Source organism: Sphingomonas paludis (assembly GCF_053502515.1).
On the sequence record NZ_CP187558.1, the window covers coordinates 1495479 to 1515019 of the forward strand.

General features: G+C 65.8%; 26 protein-coding genes. All 26 read right to left on the minus strand.

Annotation, left to right across the window (positions count from 1 at the left end):
* Nucleotides 1-3: 3 nt before the first annotated feature.
* The 26 genes from ACPVPU_RS07255 to ACPVPU_RS07380 all read right to left on the minus strand — a co-directional run bounded on the left by ACPVPU_RS07255 (nucleotide 4) and on the right by ACPVPU_RS07380 (nucleotide 19503).
* Nucleotides 4-1440, minus strand: coding sequence for a phage tail sheath subtilisin-like domain-containing protein (locus tag ACPVPU_RS07255; RefSeq protein ID WP_448660299.1), 1437 nt, complete (start codon nucleotides 1438-1440; stop codon nucleotides 4-6).
* Complete coding sequence (locus tag ACPVPU_RS07260) at nucleotides 1437-1607, minus strand: DUF2635 domain-containing protein (RefSeq protein ID WP_448660300.1); 171 nt, start codon at nucleotides 1605-1607, stop codon at nucleotides 1437-1439. Before ACPVPU_RS07260 ends, ACPVPU_RS07255 begins: the two co-directional genes overlap by 4 nt.
* The gene (locus tag ACPVPU_RS07265; RefSeq protein ID WP_448660301.1) at nucleotides 1604-2272 is read right to left on the minus strand and encodes a phage protein Gp37; all 669 of its coding nucleotides are present in this window, start codon (nucleotides 2270-2272) and stop codon (nucleotides 1604-1606) included. Before ACPVPU_RS07265 ends, ACPVPU_RS07260 begins: the two co-directional genes overlap by 4 nt.
* A complete protein-coding gene (locus tag ACPVPU_RS07270; protein WP_448660302.1) occupies nucleotides 2269-2481 on the minus strand; it encodes a hypothetical protein in 213 nt (70 codons plus the stop codon). Before ACPVPU_RS07270 ends, ACPVPU_RS07265 begins: the two co-directional genes overlap by 4 nt.
* Entirely contained in the window at nucleotides 2478-3005 is a 528-nt protein-coding gene (locus tag ACPVPU_RS07275; protein ID WP_448660303.1) for a phage virion morphogenesis protein, read from the minus strand. Before ACPVPU_RS07275 ends, ACPVPU_RS07270 begins: the two co-directional genes overlap by 4 nt.
* Entirely contained in the window at nucleotides 3005-3418 is a 414-nt protein-coding gene (locus ACPVPU_RS07280) for a phage protein Gp36 family protein (RefSeq protein ID WP_448660304.1), read from the minus strand. The genes ACPVPU_RS07275 and ACPVPU_RS07280 overlap by 1 nt, the downstream gene beginning before the upstream one ends.
* Nucleotides 3419-3420: 2 nt before the next feature.
* The gene (locus ACPVPU_RS07285; RefSeq protein ID WP_448660305.1) at nucleotides 3421-3633 is read right to left on the minus strand and encodes an Acb2/Tad1 domain-containing protein; all 213 of its coding nucleotides are present in this window, start codon (nucleotides 3631-3633) and stop codon (nucleotides 3421-3423) included.
* Nucleotides 3634-3726: 93 nt separating this feature from the next.
* Nucleotides 3727-4371: a hypothetical protein gene (locus tag ACPVPU_RS07290; protein WP_448660306.1), complete on the minus strand. Its 645-nt coding sequence runs from the start codon at nucleotides 4369-4371 to the stop codon at nucleotides 3727-3729.
* Nucleotides 4371-5264: a Mu-like prophage major head subunit gpT family protein gene (locus ACPVPU_RS07295; protein ID WP_448660307.1), complete on the minus strand. Its 894-nt coding sequence runs from the start codon at nucleotides 5262-5264 to the stop codon at nucleotides 4371-4373. Before ACPVPU_RS07295 ends, ACPVPU_RS07290 begins: the two co-directional genes overlap by 1 nt.
* A gap of 12 nt (nucleotides 5265-5276) precedes the next feature.
* Nucleotides 5277-6086, minus strand: coding sequence for a hypothetical protein (locus ACPVPU_RS07300; protein WP_448660308.1), 810 nt, complete (start codon nucleotides 6084-6086; stop codon nucleotides 5277-5279).
* Nucleotides 6086-7117, minus strand: a complete 1032-nt coding sequence (locus ACPVPU_RS07305; protein ID WP_448660309.1) for a phage protease — start codon at nucleotides 7115-7117, stop codon at nucleotides 6086-6088. Before ACPVPU_RS07305 ends, ACPVPU_RS07300 begins: the two co-directional genes overlap by 1 nt.
* Before the next feature lie 159 nt (nucleotides 7118-7276).
* Entirely contained in the window at nucleotides 7277-8881 is a 1605-nt protein-coding gene (locus ACPVPU_RS07310) for a phage minor head protein (RefSeq protein ID WP_448660310.1), read from the minus strand.
* 25 nt (nucleotides 8882-8906) lie between these two features.
* Nucleotides 8907-9080, minus strand: coding sequence for a hypothetical protein (locus ACPVPU_RS07315; RefSeq protein WP_448660311.1), 174 nt, complete (start codon nucleotides 9078-9080; stop codon nucleotides 8907-8909).
* Nucleotides 9081-9083: 3 nt separating this feature from the next.
* Nucleotides 9084-9368, minus strand: coding sequence for a hypothetical protein (locus ACPVPU_RS07320; RefSeq protein WP_448660312.1), 285 nt, complete (start codon nucleotides 9366-9368; stop codon nucleotides 9084-9086).
* 95 nt (nucleotides 9369-9463) lie between these two features.
* Nucleotides 9464-9658, minus strand: coding sequence for a hypothetical protein (locus ACPVPU_RS07325; RefSeq protein WP_448660313.1), 195 nt, complete (start codon nucleotides 9656-9658; stop codon nucleotides 9464-9466).
* A 3-nt stretch (nucleotides 9659-9661) separates the two neighbouring features.
* Nucleotides 9662-11368, minus strand: coding sequence for a DUF935 domain-containing protein (locus ACPVPU_RS07330; RefSeq protein ID WP_448660314.1), 1707 nt, complete (start codon nucleotides 11366-11368; stop codon nucleotides 9662-9664).
* Between the two features lie 13 nt (nucleotides 11369-11381).
* Entirely contained in the window at nucleotides 11382-13088 is a 1707-nt protein-coding gene (locus tag ACPVPU_RS07335) for a hypothetical protein (RefSeq protein WP_448660315.1), read from the minus strand.
* Nucleotides 13088-13657, minus strand: a complete 570-nt coding sequence (locus tag ACPVPU_RS07340) for a phage protein Gp27 family protein (RefSeq protein ID WP_448660316.1) — start codon at nucleotides 13655-13657, stop codon at nucleotides 13088-13090. The genes ACPVPU_RS07335 and ACPVPU_RS07340 overlap by 1 nt, the downstream gene beginning before the upstream one ends.
* 1 nt (nucleotide 13658) lies before the next feature.
* The gene (locus ACPVPU_RS07345) at nucleotides 13659-13961 is read right to left on the minus strand and encodes a hypothetical protein (protein WP_448660317.1); all 303 of its coding nucleotides are present in this window, start codon (nucleotides 13959-13961) and stop codon (nucleotides 13659-13661) included.
* A complete protein-coding gene (locus ACPVPU_RS07350; protein ID WP_448660318.1) occupies nucleotides 13958-14365 on the minus strand; it encodes a hypothetical protein in 408 nt (135 codons plus the stop codon). Before ACPVPU_RS07350 ends, ACPVPU_RS07345 begins: the two co-directional genes overlap by 4 nt.
* A complete protein-coding gene (locus ACPVPU_RS07355; protein ID WP_448660319.1) occupies nucleotides 14358-14798 on the minus strand; it encodes a hypothetical protein in 441 nt (146 codons plus the stop codon). Before ACPVPU_RS07355 ends, ACPVPU_RS07350 begins: the two co-directional genes overlap by 8 nt.
* On the minus strand, nucleotides 14795-15712 hold the full coding sequence (locus tag ACPVPU_RS07360; RefSeq protein ID WP_448660320.1) for a hypothetical protein: 918 nt from the start codon (nucleotides 15710-15712) through the stop codon (nucleotides 14795-14797). The genes ACPVPU_RS07355 and ACPVPU_RS07360 overlap by 4 nt, the downstream gene beginning before the upstream one ends.
* A 3-nt stretch (nucleotides 15713-15715) precedes the next feature.
* A complete protein-coding gene (locus tag ACPVPU_RS07365; protein WP_448660321.1) occupies nucleotides 15716-18136 on the minus strand; it encodes a hypothetical protein in 2421 nt (806 codons plus the stop codon).
* Nucleotides 18133-18327: a hypothetical protein gene (locus ACPVPU_RS07370; protein WP_448660322.1), complete on the minus strand. Its 195-nt coding sequence runs from the start codon at nucleotides 18325-18327 to the stop codon at nucleotides 18133-18135. Before ACPVPU_RS07370 ends, ACPVPU_RS07365 begins: the two co-directional genes overlap by 4 nt.
* A 4-nt stretch (nucleotides 18328-18331) precedes the next feature.
* Nucleotides 18332-18856, minus strand: coding sequence for a hypothetical protein (locus ACPVPU_RS07375; protein ID WP_448660323.1), 525 nt, complete (start codon nucleotides 18854-18856; stop codon nucleotides 18332-18334).
* Complete coding sequence (locus tag ACPVPU_RS07380; RefSeq protein WP_448660324.1) at nucleotides 18853-19503, minus strand: glycoside hydrolase family 108 protein; 651 nt, start codon at nucleotides 19501-19503, stop codon at nucleotides 18853-18855. The genes ACPVPU_RS07375 and ACPVPU_RS07380 overlap by 4 nt, the downstream gene beginning before the upstream one ends.
* Nucleotides 19504-19541: the final 38 nt, after the last annotated feature.

Consider the following 19541-nt stretch of genomic DNA (forward strand, 5'->3'; position numbering starts at 1 on the left):
GCTTCAGAGGACGAATTCGATGCGGGCGGCCAGCTGCAGCAGGCCGTTGACCGTGTTGGGCGTCATCAGCACGTTCAGCTGGGTGGCATTGGTCGCGTCGCGCTCGATCACCAGTCCGGCGATGAACCCGTCGGCATCCTCCATCAGGCCGGCCGCACTCCATTCCCGGGCGAGCGCAATCGTTTCCGCGCGGACCGACCGGATCGTGTCGTCGGTCAGCTTGGCGCGCGGGAACTTCGCCGCCATGCGTGCGCGCCAGCTGTAGCGATAATAGCCGAGGGTCGCCGTGGTGGTGACATCGAGGAAGCTGGGATCGTCGAAGGCGAAAGCGTTGACTTGATAGGTCGAGATCAGTCGCTCGATCGCCACGATTCCACCTGCCTGGATGCGCAGGGTGGAGATGCCGGAACCGAGCAGCTGATTGCGCTCGTTGCGACCGAACCGGTCGGCGATCGCTGGGGCAACCAACCCTGGCACCGCCAGATCGGTCAGTGGACGCGCCGGGTCGATCTGCAGGTGGAATGCCGCCACCGCTGCCACCGCCGCCGCGACCCGCCAGGGCGGCGTCGGCATCCGGTAGTTTCCAATCACGCTCGAATGAACGCCGTTGCGATTGCCGCCCAGGGTCAGCAGCGCCGACAGCGTCCCCGACGCGCCGAACCAGGCACGGCCCTCGATCTGACGACCAGGCTCCCATCGGCTAGCCATTTCGCCCTCGGCGATCGTGATATTGGTCGAGTCGTTGATGCCGATGGCGATCTGCTGGAACTGCTCGTCCCCGATCGCAGCGAATGCATCGGTCAGGTCCGGATTGGTCGCGCCGGCCGTCGCGGCAGCGACAACCAGCCCGACGCCGGCGGGGAGCACTTCGCCATCGTAGTGATTGGCCCGGACGTCGATGTCGTTGCCGAGCGTTCCCTTGTGGCGGCACGTCAGCGTGACGACCCCGGCCGCGCTCGCAGCGGTCACCAGCAGGTCCGGCTGAGCATTGACGGCGGCGGCCAGGGCGGTGGCCATGGCCGTGGCGGTGTCGCCTGGGGCAACGCTGGCGCGCACCCGCTGCCCATCGATCAGCAGTGCCAGCGCGCCGGCCGCCGTCGCCGGGCCGGTAATCGTGACCGTCCGCGTGGCGGCGACCCCCGCTGCATCATCGTCCAGGCCGAGTGCCCATAATTCGGTCTGGCTGTTGGCTGCGATGGCGGAGGCGATCATTGCCGCCAGCTGCGAGCCGCGACCGAAGAACCCAGCGCCCTGGTCCGCTTGGGTGATCCGCCGCGCCTGGCCCTGCGGCACGGTGCCCGTCGCCAGCCGCTGGCCGATCAGCAGGATCTTCTGTTCGGCCGGGGGCAGTCCGCCCAACGCCCGGACGTTGGAAAACTCCACCTGGCTCCCGGGCACCCGGTTGGCGGCACTGATCAGGTCAAAGGCAAAGCTGTTCACTTGGCGGCTCCCTTCTTGGGGTCGGACACGGTGATCTCACCGGCGTTGAGGCGGCGCTGCCACCAGGTGGACCAGACGACATCGATGCCGCCCGCCGGGATCGGCTGGCCCTGTTCGTCATTGACGGTCTGGCCCGCCTCGGGCGTGACGCGGCGCATCAGCTTCATTCTTGGTCTCCCAGGGTGACAATATCGGTGGCGTCGGCATGGGCGTCGTCGGGCAACTGGATGCCTGGCCGGCCAGGATCGGCGTCGATGGCGATCGGCGATCCGAACAGCGGCACGTCCCAGTTGGCATGCAGCGTCTCCAGCATCGTCAGGTCACCGTCCGCGACGATGGCGATCGGGAACGAACAGCGCAGCTCGCACGCCAAGCGCGACATACGCTGCTTATTGGACGCTGCCGTCGCTGCCACCGGGCGCATCGATCCGGGCACGATGGCCTTGACCAGGTCGAGACCGAGCGTCTGGTTGGCCAGCGAGGCGATCGCGGCCATCATCAGCCGATAGGTGCCCGGCTCCCTTTCGACATCGATTCCGCCGTGGCGCTGGTACTGCTCCTTCGGCCGCATGTTGCGATCGGCGACCATCAACCCGAACGACCCGTCGACGTGCAGCACGTCATCGCCATCCGGCCCGTAATCGATGCGGGGATTGTCCCAACCGGCAAACACGACCCATGCGGCCGGGCAAGCAATCTCGCCCTCGCTGTCGAGATAATCCTCCCACTGCTCCGGATAGGTGCCGAGCGTGCGCCAGCGAAAGCCCAGCGCGCCGGTGTCCGCCACGGCCTTTAGCCGGGCGAGCATCGCCAGTTCGATCGCCGCGATCATCGACCCACCGCCCGAATGATCAGCAAGATCGGCAACACGACTAGGAAGTAAATGAGAGCCAGCGGCCAGAGGACCGCGAGCCAGAAGCCGAAGAACATCATGACCACGCGGCCATGCTGCGTCGGCTCCCGCCGCGCCTGCCATTTGGCCACGACCAGCACGGCGATCAGCACGGCGAAATAGATGGCAGCGAGCGAACCGGCGCTCATGATGGCAACCCAGCATAGGTCTCGACCGCGTCCGCGATATCCTCGCGCAACGACGGCGACAGGCCGATGAACTGGCGGCGCGGCGTGTTCGCCGTGCGGCTGAACGCGCCGACCGTCACCTCGATCGGCTCAGCCAGGCGTACGCCGAACACCTGGCGCATGGTGCGCTTGTGACTGGCCACCTGTTCGGTGCCGCTCCAGCCCTCATTGTGCCGGCGGGCATAGATGACGTTGGTGCCCCACTCGGCCGATCGCGCATCGGCGCGGTGCGTGATCGACTTGTAGAGGCGGCGGCTGTCCTGCAGCGTCTTGCCCCCGGTCTCGCGGGCACGATTCGACGGCGGCCAGGGCGTGCCGTCGGGCGCATGCTCGCCCCCGAAATTGTCCTGGGTATCGACCTCGCCCAGCATCCCGATGGTCTGCATCAGCGGGGTCAGGTCGCCGAACCGGTCGGCCAGCACCGCCAGCGACCGGTTGATCTCGTCCAGCCCCTCGGCCTTCACCTGATAGGAAACGCCGGCCATCAGAAGCCGCCCATCCGGTCTCGGCTGAAAATGCGCTCGCGGTCGGGCACGATCACCGCGCCGTCGCGCGCGGGCAGATTGCCCTCGCCCTGGTCGAGCTTCACCAGCCCGCGCGAGATCATCTCAAGGGTGCGGATCGCATCCGCCTTGCGCTTGGCCGACTCCTCGGTCGGCGATTGCTGAAGGTCGGCAAAGGCGATCTCGCGGACCAGGCGCTTCAGCAGCGGCGGCGCTTCGACGCCGGGCGTCGCCTGATGATATTTGGCGACATAGCCATCGGCCAGCACGCACGCATCGGAGACAGCCGCGTTGACGGCGGCGATGGCGACCGCATCCCATGCGTCTGCGTTGGTGATCTGGACCAGCAGGCCCTCACCATAGCGCGCGCGCATCTCGTCGGCGGTCACATACATGGTCAGAACAGCGCGGGACGAGCGACGGCGCGAATCAGGGCCATCACACCGGTCTGCATATCGGTGCGACCGATGGACAACCACCTGGCATCGACGCCTGGCAGCTCATGCAGGTTTGAAATCAGGTCGCTGATCTCCTGCGCCTTCGCACGGATGTCGTTGATCGCTTCGACCTCTTGCTCCGTCAGCTCGCGATGTCCTGGAGTGTTGCCCATGGTGACCCTCTGAAACTGCCCTGGTGGAAAGCCCGGCGGGCCGGGCAATGCCCGCCGGGACGCCAGCCGGGGTATTCGGCCCCCGGCAGGTAATCAGCTTGCGTCGGCCTTCGGCTTCGCTGGTGCCGGCTTTGCGGCCTTCTTGGACGCAGCCGTCTCAAGCTCGGCGATGCGCTGGTCACGCTCGCCGATGATCCGGCCGGCATCGATCTCCGCCTGCGACAGCTTGGTTTCGAGCGCTGCGACCCGCGCGCGGAGCGACGCCACGGTGGCGACCAGGTCGATATCGGTTTCATCAACGCCGAGCGCCTGACGGATCGCGCCGGCAAAGGCGTCGGCCTGGTCACGGTTCGCTTCCAGCCCACCGATGACGTCCGCCTGGCGCTCGACCTCCTTGAGCAGGTCGGCGACCTCCTGCAGCACTGCGTCATGCCGCTCGGCCGAGATGACCCGCTCGGCAGTGCCCTCGGCCTCGGCCGCCGGCATCTGCGAGGCCAGCGTGTCGATCATGCCCTGCAGATCGTTGGCCGTGACGCTGGCCGGCACGATGGGGAACGGTTTCACCGCACCCGCCTCGTCCTCGATCTGCACGGTCAGGACGGGGTCGCTGATCAGGGCCAGCAATCGCGCGCCGTCCAGCTTGCGGATGTCGACCGGCTGGGCCGCCTTGGTCGACCATTCCAGGCCCGCACGCCGGAATGGCGCGCGGGCACTGGCGATGTGCAGGATCCCGCGCATCAGGGCAGCCGATCGGCTTCGACGATGATGATCTCGCCGGCGAGCGTGTTGCTCTCGCCGCCCGGCAGGTTCGGCTTGAACGTGTCCTTCGCCTTCTGCTGGTTGGACACGCCGACCACCAGGTGCGTCGGGCGGGTGCCTCGCGGCTCGCCGTTGTCGTCCTTGAACGCCTTCATCGCATCGCGCGCCAGAATGTAGTTTTCCGGCGTCAGGGGGCGGGTGGAGCGATAGGCAAGGAACGGCATGGTATAGCCGACCGCGCCGCGCGCCTCGCCATAGGCGGTCATGATCCCGGTGGATGCGACCACGCTGTCCATCAGGCTGTTGACCCACCAGAAGAACGGCTTCTTGCGTTCCTGCGCGATCAGGGGCTTCAGCGGCTGCGAGCAGTCGAGCAGATACCAGGGTTCGCCGCCGCCAGTGTTGTCGATGTTCGACCAGGTGCCACCCGCCTCTTGGTAGGTCGGATGATCGGTGTCGAAGAAGTTCTGCCCATCAAAGCATTCGCGCAGATGGCCTTCGGCCAGCGCCCGGAAGCGCAGCCGGTCCATCCACTGCTTGCCCTCGCGGCCCCAGCCTTCGAACAGCGCGGGATAGAGGCCGATCTCGTCGTCCTCGATCTGCTTCTTCGGGATCGGCAGGGTCGCTTCATAGTCCTCGTTGAGGAGCTGATAGACCTTTTCCCGGATCGCCTTGGCCCGCTTCTCGCCGACCCACTTCCGGAAGATCGGCAGGTCGCCCAGGAACCCATAGGTGTTGATCGCGGTGGTGGATGGGACGGGCGTCGACATGAACTCGCCGACGATCGGCGTTTCGGTCTTGCCCTTTTCGAACGCCTTGCTGAACGTGACGCGAAGCGCGTCGAGCAGCGGCTGAGTGACGATGCGTGCCAAGGTGGCGGCTCCTTACTTGAGGGCGATTTCGAGGATGCCGGACACGGCACCTGCGGTTGCAAAGGCGGCGGCGGGCGCGATCTGGATGCGATCGCCCGCCGCGACGACGGCGCTGGCATGGCCGGCAGTCGGCGTGTCGGTGACCACAGCGCCCTTCGCCGCACCATCGGCGATCGTGCAGGCCAGACCGTCGACGGCGGTAACTCCGACCAGGGCCGTGACGTCCCCACCGGTAGTCACGGCCTTCTGGACGATCACCGTGTTGCGCACGATCCGCCCTGCCGCCGGCGAGACCAGCTCGACCGAGGTGCCGGCCAGGGTATCGGTCTCGTTGATGCTCCAAGGCAGGAACAGAGTGCGGGGAGCAGCAGCTGCGGCGGCGGCCGAGATCTCGACCCAGACGCCCTCGCTGCTCACCTCGCGCACAACTCCGGCACGCGGACGGGTGCCGCCAGCGGAATGCGCTGCGACTGCCTCGTCATCGACGACGAAGCAATAGCGGTCGACATCGGCGACGGTGATCGCGTCGGCACCCACGCTGTTCTTCAGCAGGAAGGTGCCTTCATGAACCTCGACCGTCGCCGCGCCGTCGGCCGCGCCGCCGGTGACCGAATGCTCGAACACGCCAATGACGCGCGAATTGGCGACGTCGGCGATCTTCAGCAGATCGGTGCCGCCCTGGCCCGCGCGGGCCGGGCGGGCATAGCCCGAGGACACCATCGCCAGCCCGCCCTGCAGGCAGACGGCGGCCGCAGCGACACCCACGACGAGCATCCCGCCGCCGTGGAAACGCTGGACGGGCTTGGCAGCAGACAACGCCATTATGCGATCCCTTCATTCTTGGCCGCGAGGAAGTCCTCATGGCTCATGCCGGTCATCTCGCAGGCCGCGACCTCGTCGGCGGTCAGCGTGGTGGACTTCGCGCCGGGCTTGCCGCCCACCTGTTCGCCGGGGGCGATCATCGGCGGCATGTCCTTGAAGAAATTGCGGGCAACGACTTCCTCGCGCTCGAACCACGCCAGGGTGTCGGCATGCTTGGCGGGCGGCAGGATGCCGGCGGCGACCAGCTGGTCGACTTCCTTTGCCAGCCGGTCCTTGTTGAGCAGCGCCAGCTGCTCCTTCATCCCATCGACGACGCTGGCGGGGACCATGTCCTGCGTCAGCGTGGAGGCGCGGGCAGCCACTTCCTCGACGCTGGCCGTGCTGGCCAGGCCAAGGCTGGTGGCGATCGCCGTAACGCTGGCGGCGGATTTCTTCAGATCGGCGGCAGCTGCCGCGATCTGCTCGACGGTCGCGTCGGCCGAAAGGCCGAGCGCCGCCGCGATGGCAGTCAAATCCATGGGGTTTTCTTCCTCGGAAAGGCCCGCCGCAATGGCAGGCAGGTCGATCGCGCCAACATTGACCAGCGCGACATTCTTGAGATGCAGGACGTCGCCGCCGTCCTTGACCGGGCGGGCCATGAATAGCGGCGACAGGTACCGATATTCGCGCGCTGTCAGCGCAGCTGCGGCGACCTGGGTCCATTCGACCTGGTCGGCATAAATCCCGTCATCCTCGACGATCAGTCGATCGGCGGGAACCCAGCCGGCAGCGCGGGCATCGGCTCCGTTCGCCAGGACCTGATGATTGAAATCGAAATTCAGATCGGCGCTGCCCAGCCAGCGTTGCGTCTGCGCCACCACCTGCTCGGCATGCGCGCGATCGCGGATGCGATAGGGGCCGCGCCCATCACGCATGGCGATGGTACCGATCGGCAGCACCTTCACCCGGCGGGCGGGCGCGCCATCGACCAGCGCCACCTCGCTCGAGGCGGCGGCCGATACCTGTTCGGTGGTGATAATGGCCCGCTTCATGGGGCCAGCTATGGATCAGGCGGAGACCCCGCCTAACGTCGCATATGCGACCCACGCTGTGACATTGTGCCGCGCCCCTAGTATCGCTATATCGAAAGCCTCGCTAGCGTTTCGGACGTATAGCTCGGGGCTTCGGCATCGGGACGGCGAGACCCCCGATCATTTGATCCTGCGGCGAAACATGGTGTGAAGCATCAGCCCCCGGCGGCGCGCTTCAAACACCATGACGGTTTCTACTCTGCCAGAACGGTGAAACGCTTCCAGCCTCGCTGGAGTGTTTGACTTGGCGGAGCGGCTGAGATTGAACCGTCCAGAATGCTCCAGAATTGTTTTCACTCCAGCGATATCGCGCGGCCGGATGGGCAGCCGGTCGCTGCCGTGCGCCTGGTGGATGTGACGCACCCGACCGCTCTCAAGCCAAAGGGCCGGGCTCTTCAATCTCACGCCCGCCTCGGCAGCTTTGCCAATCACCACATCGCTGACATCGCCCAATCGCATCATGTCGACGTTCGGCGACGTCCCGTTGATGGCCGCGCCCACGAAACTGCTGGCCGATCCGCCAGACGCGAATTGTCCACCCCTGCCAGTGCCGGCGGGGTGGCGCTTCTGATAGCGATTGGCAGCGTCGACCTGATCCGCCGCCGACCAGCGCCAGCGCCAACTCTCCCGGCCGACATCGATCTGCATCGGTGTGCCGGCGACCCGCCGGACATAGCGGCGCATCAGTAGCGCCCGCCCGTCGAGGCCGCGCACCCAGACAAAGTTGATCGTGTCCGGCTGCTTCAGGGTCAGCGCGAGCAGGACAACCGGCACCTTCGGCAACCGCACCCTGCCGTCCCGCCCGATGAACCATCCCCGCCCGATCGACAGCGGCCATCCGTCCCGGTCCTCCCAGATCGCCTCGCCGCCCGGCTTGATCCCGAACTGGCCGAGGAAGCGGTCGACGGTCGCGGCCTGGGGCTTGGTGAGGCGGGCGGCTGCATCGACCTGGTCAGGGCCGTCGAAGCTTTCCGGCAGCGGCGACGGGGCGAGGCCGCGCAGATATTCCTTGCCGACGTTGTAATCCCAGCCCTTGCCGATCCCGCGCTCGATCATGCCGGTCTCGCCGGTCCGCGTGTTCGTCCAGGGCACGTCGGGATGACGCACCGGCGCCGTGGTCACCATCAGCCCCTTGCGATCGAGCATCCGCTGGGTGCGCGGGATGACGTCGCACCGGCATTCCCAGTCACATGGAGGATAGTGCGTGTCCCACCAGTCGCTGTCGACCGGCTGAATGGTGCCGTCCCAGGCGTGATGTTCGGGCCGCTCGCGCCCGTCCATGACCGAGCTGTATTCCAGGAACGGGAAAGCCGCCTTGGTCCGCTCGATCCGCTGCCATTTGCCGGCGGCATAGGCGGTGCGGACATTGGCGTTGAAGATCGTCTTCAGCCGGCGCGGGCTGCCCAGCTGGACGATTTCCTGCCGCCCGGTGGCCGGGTCGATCATGGGCTTGCGCCCCCACCATCCGCGCGCCTCCAGCTTCGGCCTCAGCGCCTTCTTGAAATCCTCCAGCGTGGTGCCGTCCGTGATGGCCTTGTCCACCTCGGCGCGGATGTCCTCCAGCAGGTCGCGGCTCATCGCCTTTGCGACGGTAAACCAGCGGGCGTGCTCGGCCCTGAACACGTCCTGCCAGTTGAAGCCGATGCGAAAGCCCTTCGCCCGGAAAAAAGCGATGGCTTCCTCCGGCGGCACCCCGGCGCTGGGCAGGTCAGCAGGGCCGGTCATACGGCCACGCCATGCGGCAGGAGCGCTAGAGCCGTTTCATTGGCAGCCGTTCGTCGATCCGGCCGAGCTGATCCATGAAGCGAGCGAGCCTGGCGGCAGCAACCAAACGGTTGGATTTGTCGGACGCCAAGATCGGCCCCGGACTTCCTAATCCGACAAGCTGGGCGGCGATGGCTGCATTCTTTGGAGAAATGCTCATCGACTATTGCTCCGTCGGCGGATCCACGGGTTCCAAAAAAACGCCCAGTTTTCGATCGATGACATTGATCGCCTCGGCGGGTTCGACCGTTCCGTCGATCAGCTGCTGCCAGCCAATGAGAAAAGTGAATTCCGACATGATCTGATGGATGCCAGGCCGCCTTGCCCTGCCGATGATGTGGACGCCCTCGCCACCGAGGAGAAGGTGGATTTCCTTCTCCGGAGACTTGGACAGGTTTGCCGCGAGGATTGCGCACTGCTCCAGCGCAAGTAGATGAGACGAAGCCATTCGATGGACCTTTCATCGGTTGGTTAGAGCCGGATGGGGTAGCCGCCCCGTTCGGCTCGCTTTTCGCATAGCACGTTGGCATCGACAGGGCCATTCTAGCTCTTCGGCCCCTCGGCCGAACCGCCGATCTTCATCTCCAGCTCGAAGCGAACCCCGTCCACGTCGAACGCCCAAGCCGCACGCGATCCAGGCACGATCTTTTGTGCGGTGCTTAGCCGGTCAGCCATCTCCAGCACTTTCTCACCGACACGGTGTGCAGCTTCGAAATCGTCCATGAGTTCGTCGTCCATGACCTACTCCTTAGGCCCCTCGACCAGCCCGGCGATCTGCGCGGCGAAGCCTGCCCGCTCGCCGAACTCGACGATCGTTCCGATGTCCATCTCCATAATCATGTCACCAGCGCGCAGCGCCAGCAGCTCGCGCACTTCCTCCATCGACGTGGCGGCAACGATCATCGCCTCAAACCCTTCGATAGCCGGGCCGGTCATGCCCTCCCAGTTGCCCAGTGCCTCCTCGACCATCCGGTCGATCGCGTCGGGTTCGCGAGCCGGCTGCGCGGCAGCGGCGACTTCGCCCCCCTCGGGTCGGGGCGGATTACCCTCTCTCGTCGGTTTAAGAGGGGTTAAGAAGGCCCTCGAGCCCTTTTCAGGCAACTCCCGGCCTTGGGCGTCTTCCTGGGCGTTCTGGGCCGCCGGTGCGGACGGCGTTTGCAACAGCTCCTCGTCCGGCTCCGGTTCGGGGATCTCGGTCACCTTCCGGAAGTAGCCGACGCCGATCTTGACCCCCGCCTGCAGCCCGGCGGCGATCGCTTCCAGCGCCGCCTTCACGTCGACTGGGTCAGCTCGGCCGATCAGCACCAGCGGATAACGATCGCGCATGCCGCGATTGAACATGACCATCGGCACCGCCAGGTCGCGGGTCAGCGTTGCGCTCAACGTCACGGCGTCGAACGCTTCAATATCGTGCCGCACCTCGCCGTGCAGATTGGCCTGGCCCGATCCAAGCCCGCCCGCCTTCGCATCCGACGAACTGGTCTGCCCCAGTACCGCCTTCGACAGCTGATCGTCGGCATAGGTGCACAGGCCCTGGAACATCTCCGGGTTGGCGGCACCGCCTTGGCTGGTGATGAATTCGATCATCATCGACGCCGGGATCACCGCGCCCGCGTCGGAGCCGATCTGGGCGACGGCCTGGGCCAGCTTGCGGATATCGTCTTCGCTGGTCCCGTTCTGATACTTGCCGACGCGGAGCGGCAGGCCATAGACCTCGAGGAAGGTCATCCAGTCCTTCAGCGTGTAATTCTTGAACAGGTAGAGCCAGGCGGCGGCGCGCGCCAGGCCACCCCGGATCGTCAGGCCCGACTTGGTCCCGTGTTCATGGACGATGAACTTCCACTGCGGCAGCGGCTGCGGAACACCCGAATGGCCCTCGATGCCGCCCTTCAACAGCAACGTCTCGCCCGTCAGCTGATCAAACTCGAAAAAGCGGGGGTCGCGGCGTTTCAGCTTTTCCGGCATCCATTTGCCGCCGCTGGTCGACCAGATGATCTCGGTGGCGCTGAAGCCCTTACCGATTGCGTCCAGGATGTCGAACAGCTCTGCCTGCAGGGTCAGCCGCTTAAGCCAATTGCGGATGATCAGGGCATCAGCTTCTTCTTCCGAGCTGTCGCCGGCAGCCTCAACCCGGATCGGCAGCTGCGCCACAGCCAGCCGGCGGGTCGCCAGGACGGAGCGGTAATGGAGATCCTTTTCCTCCATTTCTTCAGCCAGCTCGAGATACGCGGTCGCGTCGCCGGTTTCGGCCGCCCGCAGGATCTGCGTCAGCCGCGCTGGGTCGAGGCCCTGCGCGGGATGGTCTGACAGGATCGAGCGGACGCCCGCCATGGTCGGCCCGCCAATATCGGTGGTCAGGATCGTGGTGGCCGATCGCAGCGGCCGACCGCTGGTGTCGACCAGGACGGGCGGCGGCGGCGCGGCATATGGCACAGGCAGGTTATTCATCGGATTTCCTCGGTCACCAGGCACCGCTGCCAAATTGCCTGCCGCCAGATTGCTCATTGGGCGGACGGGTCACACCAGGGCGGTTTAGAAATCTATCGATCGATGCGCCGGCAGGTTGGTCGCCAAATCCGGTTTTGGGCACCGAGTGGTAAGCGATAACCTGAGGGTCGTTGAACGTCGCGGCGTTGGCCAAGGCCAGCGCAGGGGCAAAGTCGCCGTGGCGGGGAAGACCGTCCGTGCCTTCATTCTTCGCACCCTGCGGAACCATCGGGATGCCGCGCACCAGACGGACCATGCGCAGGTCGGACACGAGGTTGTCGTTCGCCGGATAAAGCAGCTTCCGGTCCTCGATGCCGGTCTTCATCTTCGGCATCCACTCGGCATACCAGGCTTGGCTCAGCTTGACGGCCTCGATCAGGCTGGGGCCGAACCGCTGCACCCCCACTTCACCGAGATACCCGCCGTTGCCCGTCGCATCGATCTTGCCGCCGATGAACCGGGGCAGGCGCTCGGTGACCCAGATGAACACCTGCTTCTGTTGCTCGAAGGGCACATTGCGCATCTCGATGACGAACGGGGCGCGCCGTGTCAGGTCCGCCTCGATTGCAAGCGGGACGTAGATCGAGGCGTCGCCCTCGCGCGCAAAGTCCTGCCCGCATCCGTGCCGGTGATTCCGGTTGAGCGCCGCCAGTTCGGGTGCGATGAGTTGATCAAGCCACGCCTGGACATAGTCTTCACGCTGGTGTGCCTCACGCAGTTCGAATCCTGCCGGGCATCGAAGCGTGAACACCTTGTCGGGGGGCACCGTGCATGCCTCCAGCAGCGCGCGGCTCAAATAGACGCCACTACCCTGGGCCGGAATGCAGTCCAGCTCCTCGGCAGCATTCGCGCGGTAGATCTTGCGGATGCTTTCGCGCCAGCGCGCTTCGCCCTCCGCCGTCCACTCAATACCCTTGCGCAGACAGACGCGCTCATAGAGACCATCGAGCACCGCATCGTCGAAGGTGCATCGTACGACATTTGCATCCGCGCCGAGCTCGCCCTTGCGAATGTCCTCGATCAGCAGGTTGAACGGGTTGTCCGCGCCATTATGGGTGGAGATGACGAGGATCTTGCCGCCCCAGATGAGCAGCGCCATGCATGCCTTTAGCAGCCCCTCGGGATCGTCATGAAAGGCGAACTCGTCCAGGATGACATAGCCCTGGCGGCCGCGCAGCGAACGCGGGCGGCTTGACAGAGCACAGATTTCGAACCCGGAGGCGAACCGGATACGGAACGCCTGGATGAACTTGTCTTCCTGGCCATCCTGCCCCTTGTCGTGGAACAGGAATTCGCCGACCTCGCTGCAGGCGGGCATGAACGCCTTGGCCCACATGGCGCAGGTGTCGATGAACTCCCGCGCCATATCGAGATTGTAGCCGATATAGAGCACGTCCATGCCGCCGGCGGCGCTGGACGATCCGGCGGTCAGGACGGCATCGCCGCCGATCGCCCAGGTGGCACCGGTTCGGCGCGCCTTGTCGGCAACCGTGACCGAGTATTTCGAAGTCGATTCGAGCAGCTTTTTCTGAAACGTCATCAGGACGTCTGGCAGCGACTTTCCCGAGAGATACGCCGGCAGTTCCTGACGCGAGGCAATGCGGTAGGCCGACCACTCTTCCTCGGTGATCGGGATGCCATCCCCGATCTTCTCCTCAAGCATTTCGCGGGTGAACGCCATCAGACCGCGATCCCCATGATCTGCCGTTTGATCTCGTCCACAGTTTCACGGGTCAGGCCCGCTGGGCGCGTCTTGGCCACTTCATCAACGGCCTTGGCAGCCGCACGTGCGGTCTCGGCGCGCAGCCGCAAAATGAAGTCCGCGTTGGTCTTCCGCGCCCCGGCGAGCTGCTGGATCGTTTTCGACAGCAGCATCGCCTCCATCGGATTGAAGGTGACGGGCTGCCCGTCCTCGCCGATCGACGTCTGCATCTTGACCAGCATCGATTGCATCAGCTCGACATTGAGCTCGAGCATCCGGTCTTCGTCGCCCTCACCCAATTGGCCCATCAACTGCTTGGCCATTTCGCGGGACGCTCGCAGCTCTTGGCCAATCTCGTCCAGCGACTTGGTATGGCGCGCCAGGGCGGATCGGGAGATATCGCTCTGACCGATCTCCTTCAGCTTTGCGTGGATCTCGTCGATCGTCCAGCCATGGTCGATCCGCAGCTGGGCAATCAGCTCGCGGACTTCGCCATCCTTGCGGTCGATGGTCGATGGCCGGTGCCGGCGCGGCGTTCTGAGCGCCATCTCAAAGGCCCATCAGCGGGTTGTGAACGCCGCCCACTTCGGTGTCGCCGGCCGCGACCATCCGTCCGCGCTCGGTCACGCGCGCCACCATCACCGTGTCGCGGATCATGTCGAGGGTCAGGCAGTCGCGCTGCTCCAGGTCGCGGAGCAGCTGCCGCAGCGCCGCCTGGTCCATGGCCTGGCGCTCGCCGATCGAACGCATCGCGGTCAACAGCGACCCGTCATTGGCCTGGCCGCCGTCCTGGATGATCAGCTGCAGCAGCTGAAGCCGACGACGCGAGGCAACCTCGCTCGCATAGGTCATTCGCCCAGTCCCTTACGCATCAGGATCGCGTTCATGGTCGAGACCAGCTTTTCGGTGCGATCGGCCGAGGCGCCGACAGCGTCGATCTTTGCCGCCATGATCTGGCCCTGGCCGGCCAGCCGCTCCTCGATCCGGTTCAGCTTGCCCTCCAGCGCGATGACTTCGGCCGATGACGCGGTCCGCGCCTCAAGCTCGCGAAGATCGCCTGCCAGCGCCTCCAGCTCAGCACGGGTCGCCATGCCCTTTTGGCCGGTCTTGATCTCGCGCAGTTCGGCGAAGATCCGCGCGACCTGGCGCGACAGTTTGCCTGTCGATTCGGGATTGGCGCTGCCGTGCTGGCGCACTGCCCACAGCACGGCAGCCAGGATCACTGCGCCGATCGCCAGCTGAAGCCAGTCATGCATTGGAATCATCCTTCTTCTTCGCCTCGAGGCGGGCGGAAATTGCGGTGATGAACGCGCCGCTGATCCGACGAACACCGTCGCTCGCCGCGGAACCGAGCGCTTCGGCTACCGCGAGGCCGGAAAAGCCAAGGCCGATCCCCCAGGCCATTGCCACCAGCGGTTGCTGACCGGTTGCGATAACGATCCCTAGCTCGATCCCGAGCAGCGCCGCGATCAACGCCACACGCCGTCGAAGACCCATGGTCACTGGCGGGGCGAGCAGCTGGCCCAGACCGATGCCGACGATGCCGAACCCGGCCGACAGCACCGGGACTGCCACCCCGGCGACGACGATCATGTGCGGCCCAGGCACCACCCAGATATCGGGTGCGGACATGGCCAGCGTCACGGACGTGACGAGCTGCACGCGCAAAGGGTCGAATGCAGCGGTCATAACGTGCGCAACGCCTGGTTCAGCGCCCAATCATCAGCGACCCGAACGGCGGGATCGAGCGCGGCAAAACTTCCAGCTGCCCCGGGGACCGGCACACGGGTAAACACCCGATCGACGCGGTAGATGCTGCCATTGCCCCAGCTTCCATATCCGGCCGCCTGGCCGATCGACGCTCGGCTGCCGCCGCCACCGGGAGGCGATGTGTTGACCGAGTGCTGGCTGGGTTTGTGAGCGCCCTGGACAACGGGTGCGCCGATTTCCTGCCCATCGAAAAAGGCACGACTTGTGGTCGTGTCGGCACCCGTATCGTAGGCATAGTGAACGGCCACCTGATGGACATCGCCGTCAAGCACGGCCCCAGCACTGACCAGGACGCCATGCGCCGCTTCGCGGATCGATCCATCAGTTTGCTGGACAAAGCCGAAGTGAAACCCCGAAGTATTGAAGGCCCCAATACCCGAGCCGGCCAGACCGGTGATCGCGGCGGGCGGCGTCACCTTCGACTTGAACCAGACGACGAACAGATGGTTGCGGAAACCCTCAGCAACTGGGTTCCAGACCTCATGGGTCGCTATGTCGCTCGCCAGCACGTAGAGCCCGGTCCGCCCATCGAACGACCATGCCCCTCCGATGTAATCGGCGCGCGATGCATCGGCGATTGGCACTGCCGAATAGGACCGATTGGCGCGACTGAGCAGGGGCATGGCGGTCGGCAATAGCCCAGCCAGCCCGAGCGATGGGATCTGCGCACCCACGACCGGCAGGGCACCGCCAGCATAGCCCGCCGCTGCCCGCGCGTCGAAGGTGCAGTCGCTCGAAGCCTTGGAGGCCAGCACCGGATCGTTGCTGGCGATCGGCAGCGTATTGTCGCCGCTGTCAAAGTCGAAATCGACCAAAAGGGATTGCAGGGTCATTGCTCAACTCCAGCGTGCGATGATGTCGATCAGATCGGCCGCCAGCAGATCGCCGAGGAAGTCGTGACCCTCCTGCGTCGGATGCGCGCCGTCCGAGGCGTTCCAGAAATCGGTATTGCCCGTGCCGGTCAGCGTGCCCGCGCGGCCGCCAACCGTCAGCAGCTCATAGCCCGCGCCGCGCGTCTCCAGGAAAGCCGAGCGGCGACCATTGGGATCGTGGATTGCCTGTGCAGCCAGGAAGCCCGCGCGCACGGCGTTGTTCTTGCTGTCGGCAGGATTGACCAGGGCCGCACGCAGGATGCCTGTCTGGACGAAGTACATCGCGGCATAGGCGGGGGTGGTGAAGGCCTGGACCCAATAAGCGAACACCTCGGCCTGCAGGTCGGCATCGGCCGCCCCGCTGTCGTTGATGCTGCCCTGGGTCAGGAGGATCGCGGGGGTCAGCGGGTTGGCCGGCATCCGCGCCGCCAGATCGCCAAGGCGCTGGCGATAGGTGCTGACCGTGCCGCCATTGGTCGCCAGAAAGCCTGATCCGCCCCGTCCATTATGCCAGACATCGTCGATGCCGAGCCGCTGTCCGATGCGCCAGGGATAGCCGCCGCCCGCATAAAGCTGGAACGTGTCGCCATAGCTGTCCGTCATGACGAACAGCCGGGGACCATTGATCGGCCAGGGGCGCACGATGGAATGCAGTGGCACACGCAGCCCCTTGACCTTGCTGTTGGAGCTGAAGATCTCGAAGCGCCGCACGCGTCGGGTGCTATGGTTCGAAAAACGCGGATTGTTGTTGGTCAGGGTGAAGGTCGCGCCGACGCCTGCGCCGCTGCTGACCGTGGCCGCTCCCGCGCCAGGCAATGCCGTGTAAACCCCATAGTCGCGCACATACCAGCGCAGCACAGCGCCGGAGCCGTCGACGCCGGTGACGACGACGACCATCGGCCGACCGTTGTTCGTGCCGCCCTGGACGGTCAGCACGTCGCCGACGGCATGGCCGCTGCCGCCCGATCCCAAGGTCTGCGCAGCCACCTCGCCCTGGGCATTCGCGCCGAAGTCGACCCGGATGTACCGGCTCCCGCCCGCATTCGGCATCAGGATATTGACCGACCGGGCGACGGCCTGCCCGTCGACCGTTACCGCGAAGTGGCTTGCGCCCAACCCGTCGATCACCTCCAGTTCGAAGAACGGAGCATCGGTCATGAACCGCTGCGACCAGACTCCGCCTGCCGTGTTCGGCCCGGCCGGGGTGGTAACCCAGCCATTGGAGACCGAGCCGTTATAGGGAACGCCGGTGCCGACGACGGGCACGCCATGGGCATGGACGATGCGACGATCGGCAAACCCGATGTTTTCGCCATCGGCGATCGTGGTGGCAAAGGCTGTGGTCTGCGACAGGCGCGGCGGCGCTGCCATTAGCCCCATCGGCTCTCCATAGCGCAGCTGTCGAAGTGCCGCGATGCGCGGATTGGCACCGTCCTTGGCTGCCTGTGCATCGGCACGGGCCTGATCAAGCTGCGCCCATGCATCCGACCCGTCAGCGCGCAGCAGCTTAGCGATGATGACGCCACCACGCAGCTGGTCCCAGCCAAGCATGATCCGGCCGAACCGGTCTCGCCATGCCGTCAGGAACCGGCTCGTTTCGCCGCTTCGCACGGTCGAAACGCCAAAGGTCAGCTGGCGGATGCCGGCCACCAGCTGCGCGGCGAACCGGGGAGCGAACAGCCCGGTATCCTTGTTCAGCGATCCGTCGAGCAGCCGCCCGAACCGGTCGCGATACTGGACCAGCCATCCGCCCACCGATTCGATCCGCGCGATGATTGCCCGGATGCCGGCCAAAGCGGTTTCAGCCGCCGCGACCTTGGCGTCGAGCGCAGCGTTGGCCTCCGCGACCGCCTCGACGATGTCGGCGACCTCCAGATTGGCCAGCCGTACCCAACCCGTCCCCGGACGCGCCGAATAGATGCCCGTGTTCGGCACGGCGGTGCCCGAGCCGGGATCGATATGCGTCCCCGGGTCCGGGCCGTAAACCTTTGCCGCCTTGCCACGCTCGAACCGATCGGCGTCGATCGTGGCCAATTCGGGCCATTGCATGACGGCAATGCCTTCGCCCAGTGCCTGGGACAGAGCACCGACCAGCCCTTCCAACCGATCGGTGTTGATGGCGTCGCCCAAGGTTACCGTGGTGGCCAGCGCGGCGAGCTGATCGGCCAGTCCCTGGTCGCCCGCGACGCGCGCGTTCTGTTCGGCGGCGATCAGCGCCTGCAGGGTGGTGTCGCCGAGTGCCCGTTCGCCGGATACCGCTGCGACCTGGCTGCCCGCCGCTTCTTCCACCCCCGCAATGCTTGCGCGCAGTTCGTCGAGCACGACCTCGACCGCCGCAAGGCGGATTTCCAGATCGCTCGGCGCGCCTGATCCAAACACGCTCATGGGCAGACGCTCCGGCCGTCGATGATCCGCTGCTCCAGCTGCTCCTCGCGTGCGAAGCGCCGCCCGACATAATCGAGCGAAGCCTCGTCGCCGGTGATCGCCGCGCCTTCGGGCATGGGGATTGGATCCGGCAGCGGCGCTGTCAGCTCCGCCGGGCACACCATCTCGCGCAGGGTGCGGGTCTCGACCACCGGATCAGCGGCGATCGGCAGTGGGCGGGCGTCCGGCGAGCGTCCGCAGGCAGTCAGCATCGCACATGCGGCGGCCGTCATCAGCGCGCGGCGCACGTTCAATCGCAAGAGCATTGTCCCTGATCCTTTGTGATGTGGTTGCGCCGCGCAATTCGGCTCGGCCGACGGCCTGGTCCTGACTGCGGCGTGCTGCAGCCAGATCGGCGACAAGCCGGTCGCGCTCGCCTGTGGCGGCATCCAGCGCCGCCAGGGCGCGTTTGGTGGCAGCGCCACAGGCCGAGCGCTGGACGAACAGGTCGCCTGTGTTGATCGCCCGCTCGCATGCTGCCGAGCGGCGGCTGAGCGCAATGGCATCGGCCACTGACTGCGCGCAGCTGGTCACAGCGAGCTCATCATTGCCGGCAGCCTGCTCGCAGGCGCGCTGGCGGTCGACGATCGCGTCGAGCCGCTGCTGATCCATGAACAGCAGGACCAGGGCCAGCGCGCCAGCGACAGGCAGTGCGAAACGAAGGGCCGAGAGCCAGCTCATGCGCCCAGCTCCGCTGCGCGCCGCAACCATCCCTTCAGGAACACCGACTGCGACGGGTTCACGGCGACAATGCCGCGATACCGATCGGCCGCCGCCTCGCGATAGGCGGCGATCATGGCGGGCATGCCAAGGCCCGGTCGCTTGATTACCCAGTCCAGCGCATCGCGCGTCAGCGGCCCGATGTCTGCGTCCTGCTCCAGCATCGCTGGACGATCCGGTGCGCCTGCCTGCGGCTTGAACAGGCAGATGTTGACCGCCCGCTGAAGCAGCCGTCGCGCTGCCATCAGCCCGCCATTGACGCCCTGGTCGAACATCATCTCGCCGATCGGCGCGGCGAAGCTCTCGCAGTCCAGGCGCAGCCAGAAGCACGACTGGAACAGCCACTTCGCATCGGTGACGGTCAGCGCGCGGATGTCCGCGCCATCGATGTCGCCGTCCATGTCCAGGTCGAAGTCCCAGACGCCGTCGAAATCCTTGTCGACCTTGCCCTCGGCCACCAGGAAGCGGAGCGACACGCCGTTCTTGGTCTCGCCACCGCGATCAGCGGGGTGATTGACATATCCGCCCTCGATGCGGATGACCCGGTTGAAGGCGCGGAGATAACGCGGGCTGAATGCGTTGACGACGATGTCCGGGTGCTGGTCCATGGACCAGTCTATGGATGATCGGGAACCAGCGTCTGACG

Coding starts and splice junctions, on each gene's coding strand:
- ACPVPU_RS07260 (WP_448660300.1), bottom strand. CDS start 1,607: ATGAAGCTGATGCGCCGCGTCACGCCCGAGGCGGGCCAGACCGTCAAT.
- ACPVPU_RS07265 (WP_448660301.1), bottom strand. CDS start 2,272: ATGATCGCGGCGATCGAACTGGCGATGCTCGCCCGGCTAAAGGCCGTG.
- ACPVPU_RS07270 (WP_448660302.1), bottom strand. CDS start 2,481: ATGAGCGCCGGTTCGCTCGCTGCCATCTATTTCGCCGTGCTGATCGCC.
- ACPVPU_RS07275 (WP_448660303.1), bottom strand. CDS start 3,005: ATGGCCGGCGTTTCCTATCAGGTGAAGGCCGAGGGGCTGGACGAGATC.
- ACPVPU_RS07280 (WP_448660304.1), bottom strand. CDS start 3,418: ATGTATGTGACCGCCGACGAGATGCGCGCGCGCTATGGTGAGGGCCTG.
- ACPVPU_RS07285 (WP_448660305.1), bottom strand. CDS start 3,633: ATGGGCAACACTCCAGGACATCGCGAGCTGACGGAGCAAGAGGTCGAA.
- ACPVPU_RS07290 (WP_448660306.1), bottom strand. CDS start 4,371: ATGCGCGGGATCCTGCACATCGCCAGTGCCCGCGCGCCATTCCGGCGT.
- ACPVPU_RS07300 (WP_448660308.1), bottom strand. CDS start 6,086: ATGGCGTTGTCTGCTGCCAAGCCCGTCCAGCGTTTCCACGGCGGCGGG.
- ACPVPU_RS07305 (WP_448660309.1), bottom strand. CDS start 7,117: ATGAAGCGGGCCATTATCACCACCGAACAGGTATCGGCCGCCGCCTCG.
- ACPVPU_RS07310 (WP_448660310.1), bottom strand. CDS start 8,881: ATGACCGGCCCTGCTGACCTGCCCAGCGCCGGGGTGCCGCCGGAGGAA.
- ACPVPU_RS07315 (WP_448660311.1), bottom strand. CDS start 9,080: ATGAGCATTTCTCCAAAGAATGCAGCCATCGCCGCCCAGCTTGTCGGA.
- ACPVPU_RS07320 (WP_448660312.1), bottom strand. CDS start 9,368: ATGGCTTCGTCTCATCTACTTGCGCTGGAGCAGTGCGCAATCCTCGCG.
- ACPVPU_RS07325 (WP_448660313.1), bottom strand. CDS start 9,658: ATGGACGACGAACTCATGGACGATTTCGAAGCTGCACACCGTGTCGGT.
- ACPVPU_RS07330 (WP_448660314.1), bottom strand. CDS start 11,368: ATGAATAACCTGCCTGTGCCATATGCCGCGCCGCCGCCGCCCGTCCTG.
- ACPVPU_RS07335 (WP_448660315.1), bottom strand. CDS start 13,088: ATGGCGTTCACCCGCGAAATGCTTGAGGAGAAGATCGGGGATGGCATC.
- ACPVPU_RS07340 (WP_448660316.1), bottom strand. CDS start 13,657: ATGGCGCTCAGAACGCCGCGCCGGCACCGGCCATCGACCATCGACCGC.
- ACPVPU_RS07345 (WP_448660317.1), bottom strand. CDS start 13,961: ATGACCTATGCGAGCGAGGTTGCCTCGCGTCGTCGGCTTCAGCTGCTG.
- ACPVPU_RS07350 (WP_448660318.1), bottom strand. CDS start 14,365: ATGCATGACTGGCTTCAGCTGGCGATCGGCGCAGTGATCCTGGCTGCC.
- ACPVPU_RS07355 (WP_448660319.1), bottom strand. CDS start 14,798: ATGACCGCTGCATTCGACCCTTTGCGCGTGCAGCTCGTCACGTCCGTG.
- ACPVPU_RS07360 (WP_448660320.1), bottom strand. CDS start 15,712: ATGACCCTGCAATCCCTTTTGGTCGATTTCGACTTTGACAGCGGCGAC.
- ACPVPU_RS07365 (WP_448660321.1), bottom strand. CDS start 18,136: ATGAGCGTGTTTGGATCAGGCGCGCCGAGCGATCTGGAAATCCGCCTT.
- ACPVPU_RS07375 (WP_448660323.1), bottom strand. CDS start 18,856: ATGAGCTGGCTCTCGGCCCTTCGTTTCGCACTGCCTGTCGCTGGCGCG.
- ACPVPU_RS07380 (WP_448660324.1), bottom strand. CDS start 19,503: ATGGACCAGCACCCGGACATCGTCGTCAACGCATTCAGCCCGCGTTAT.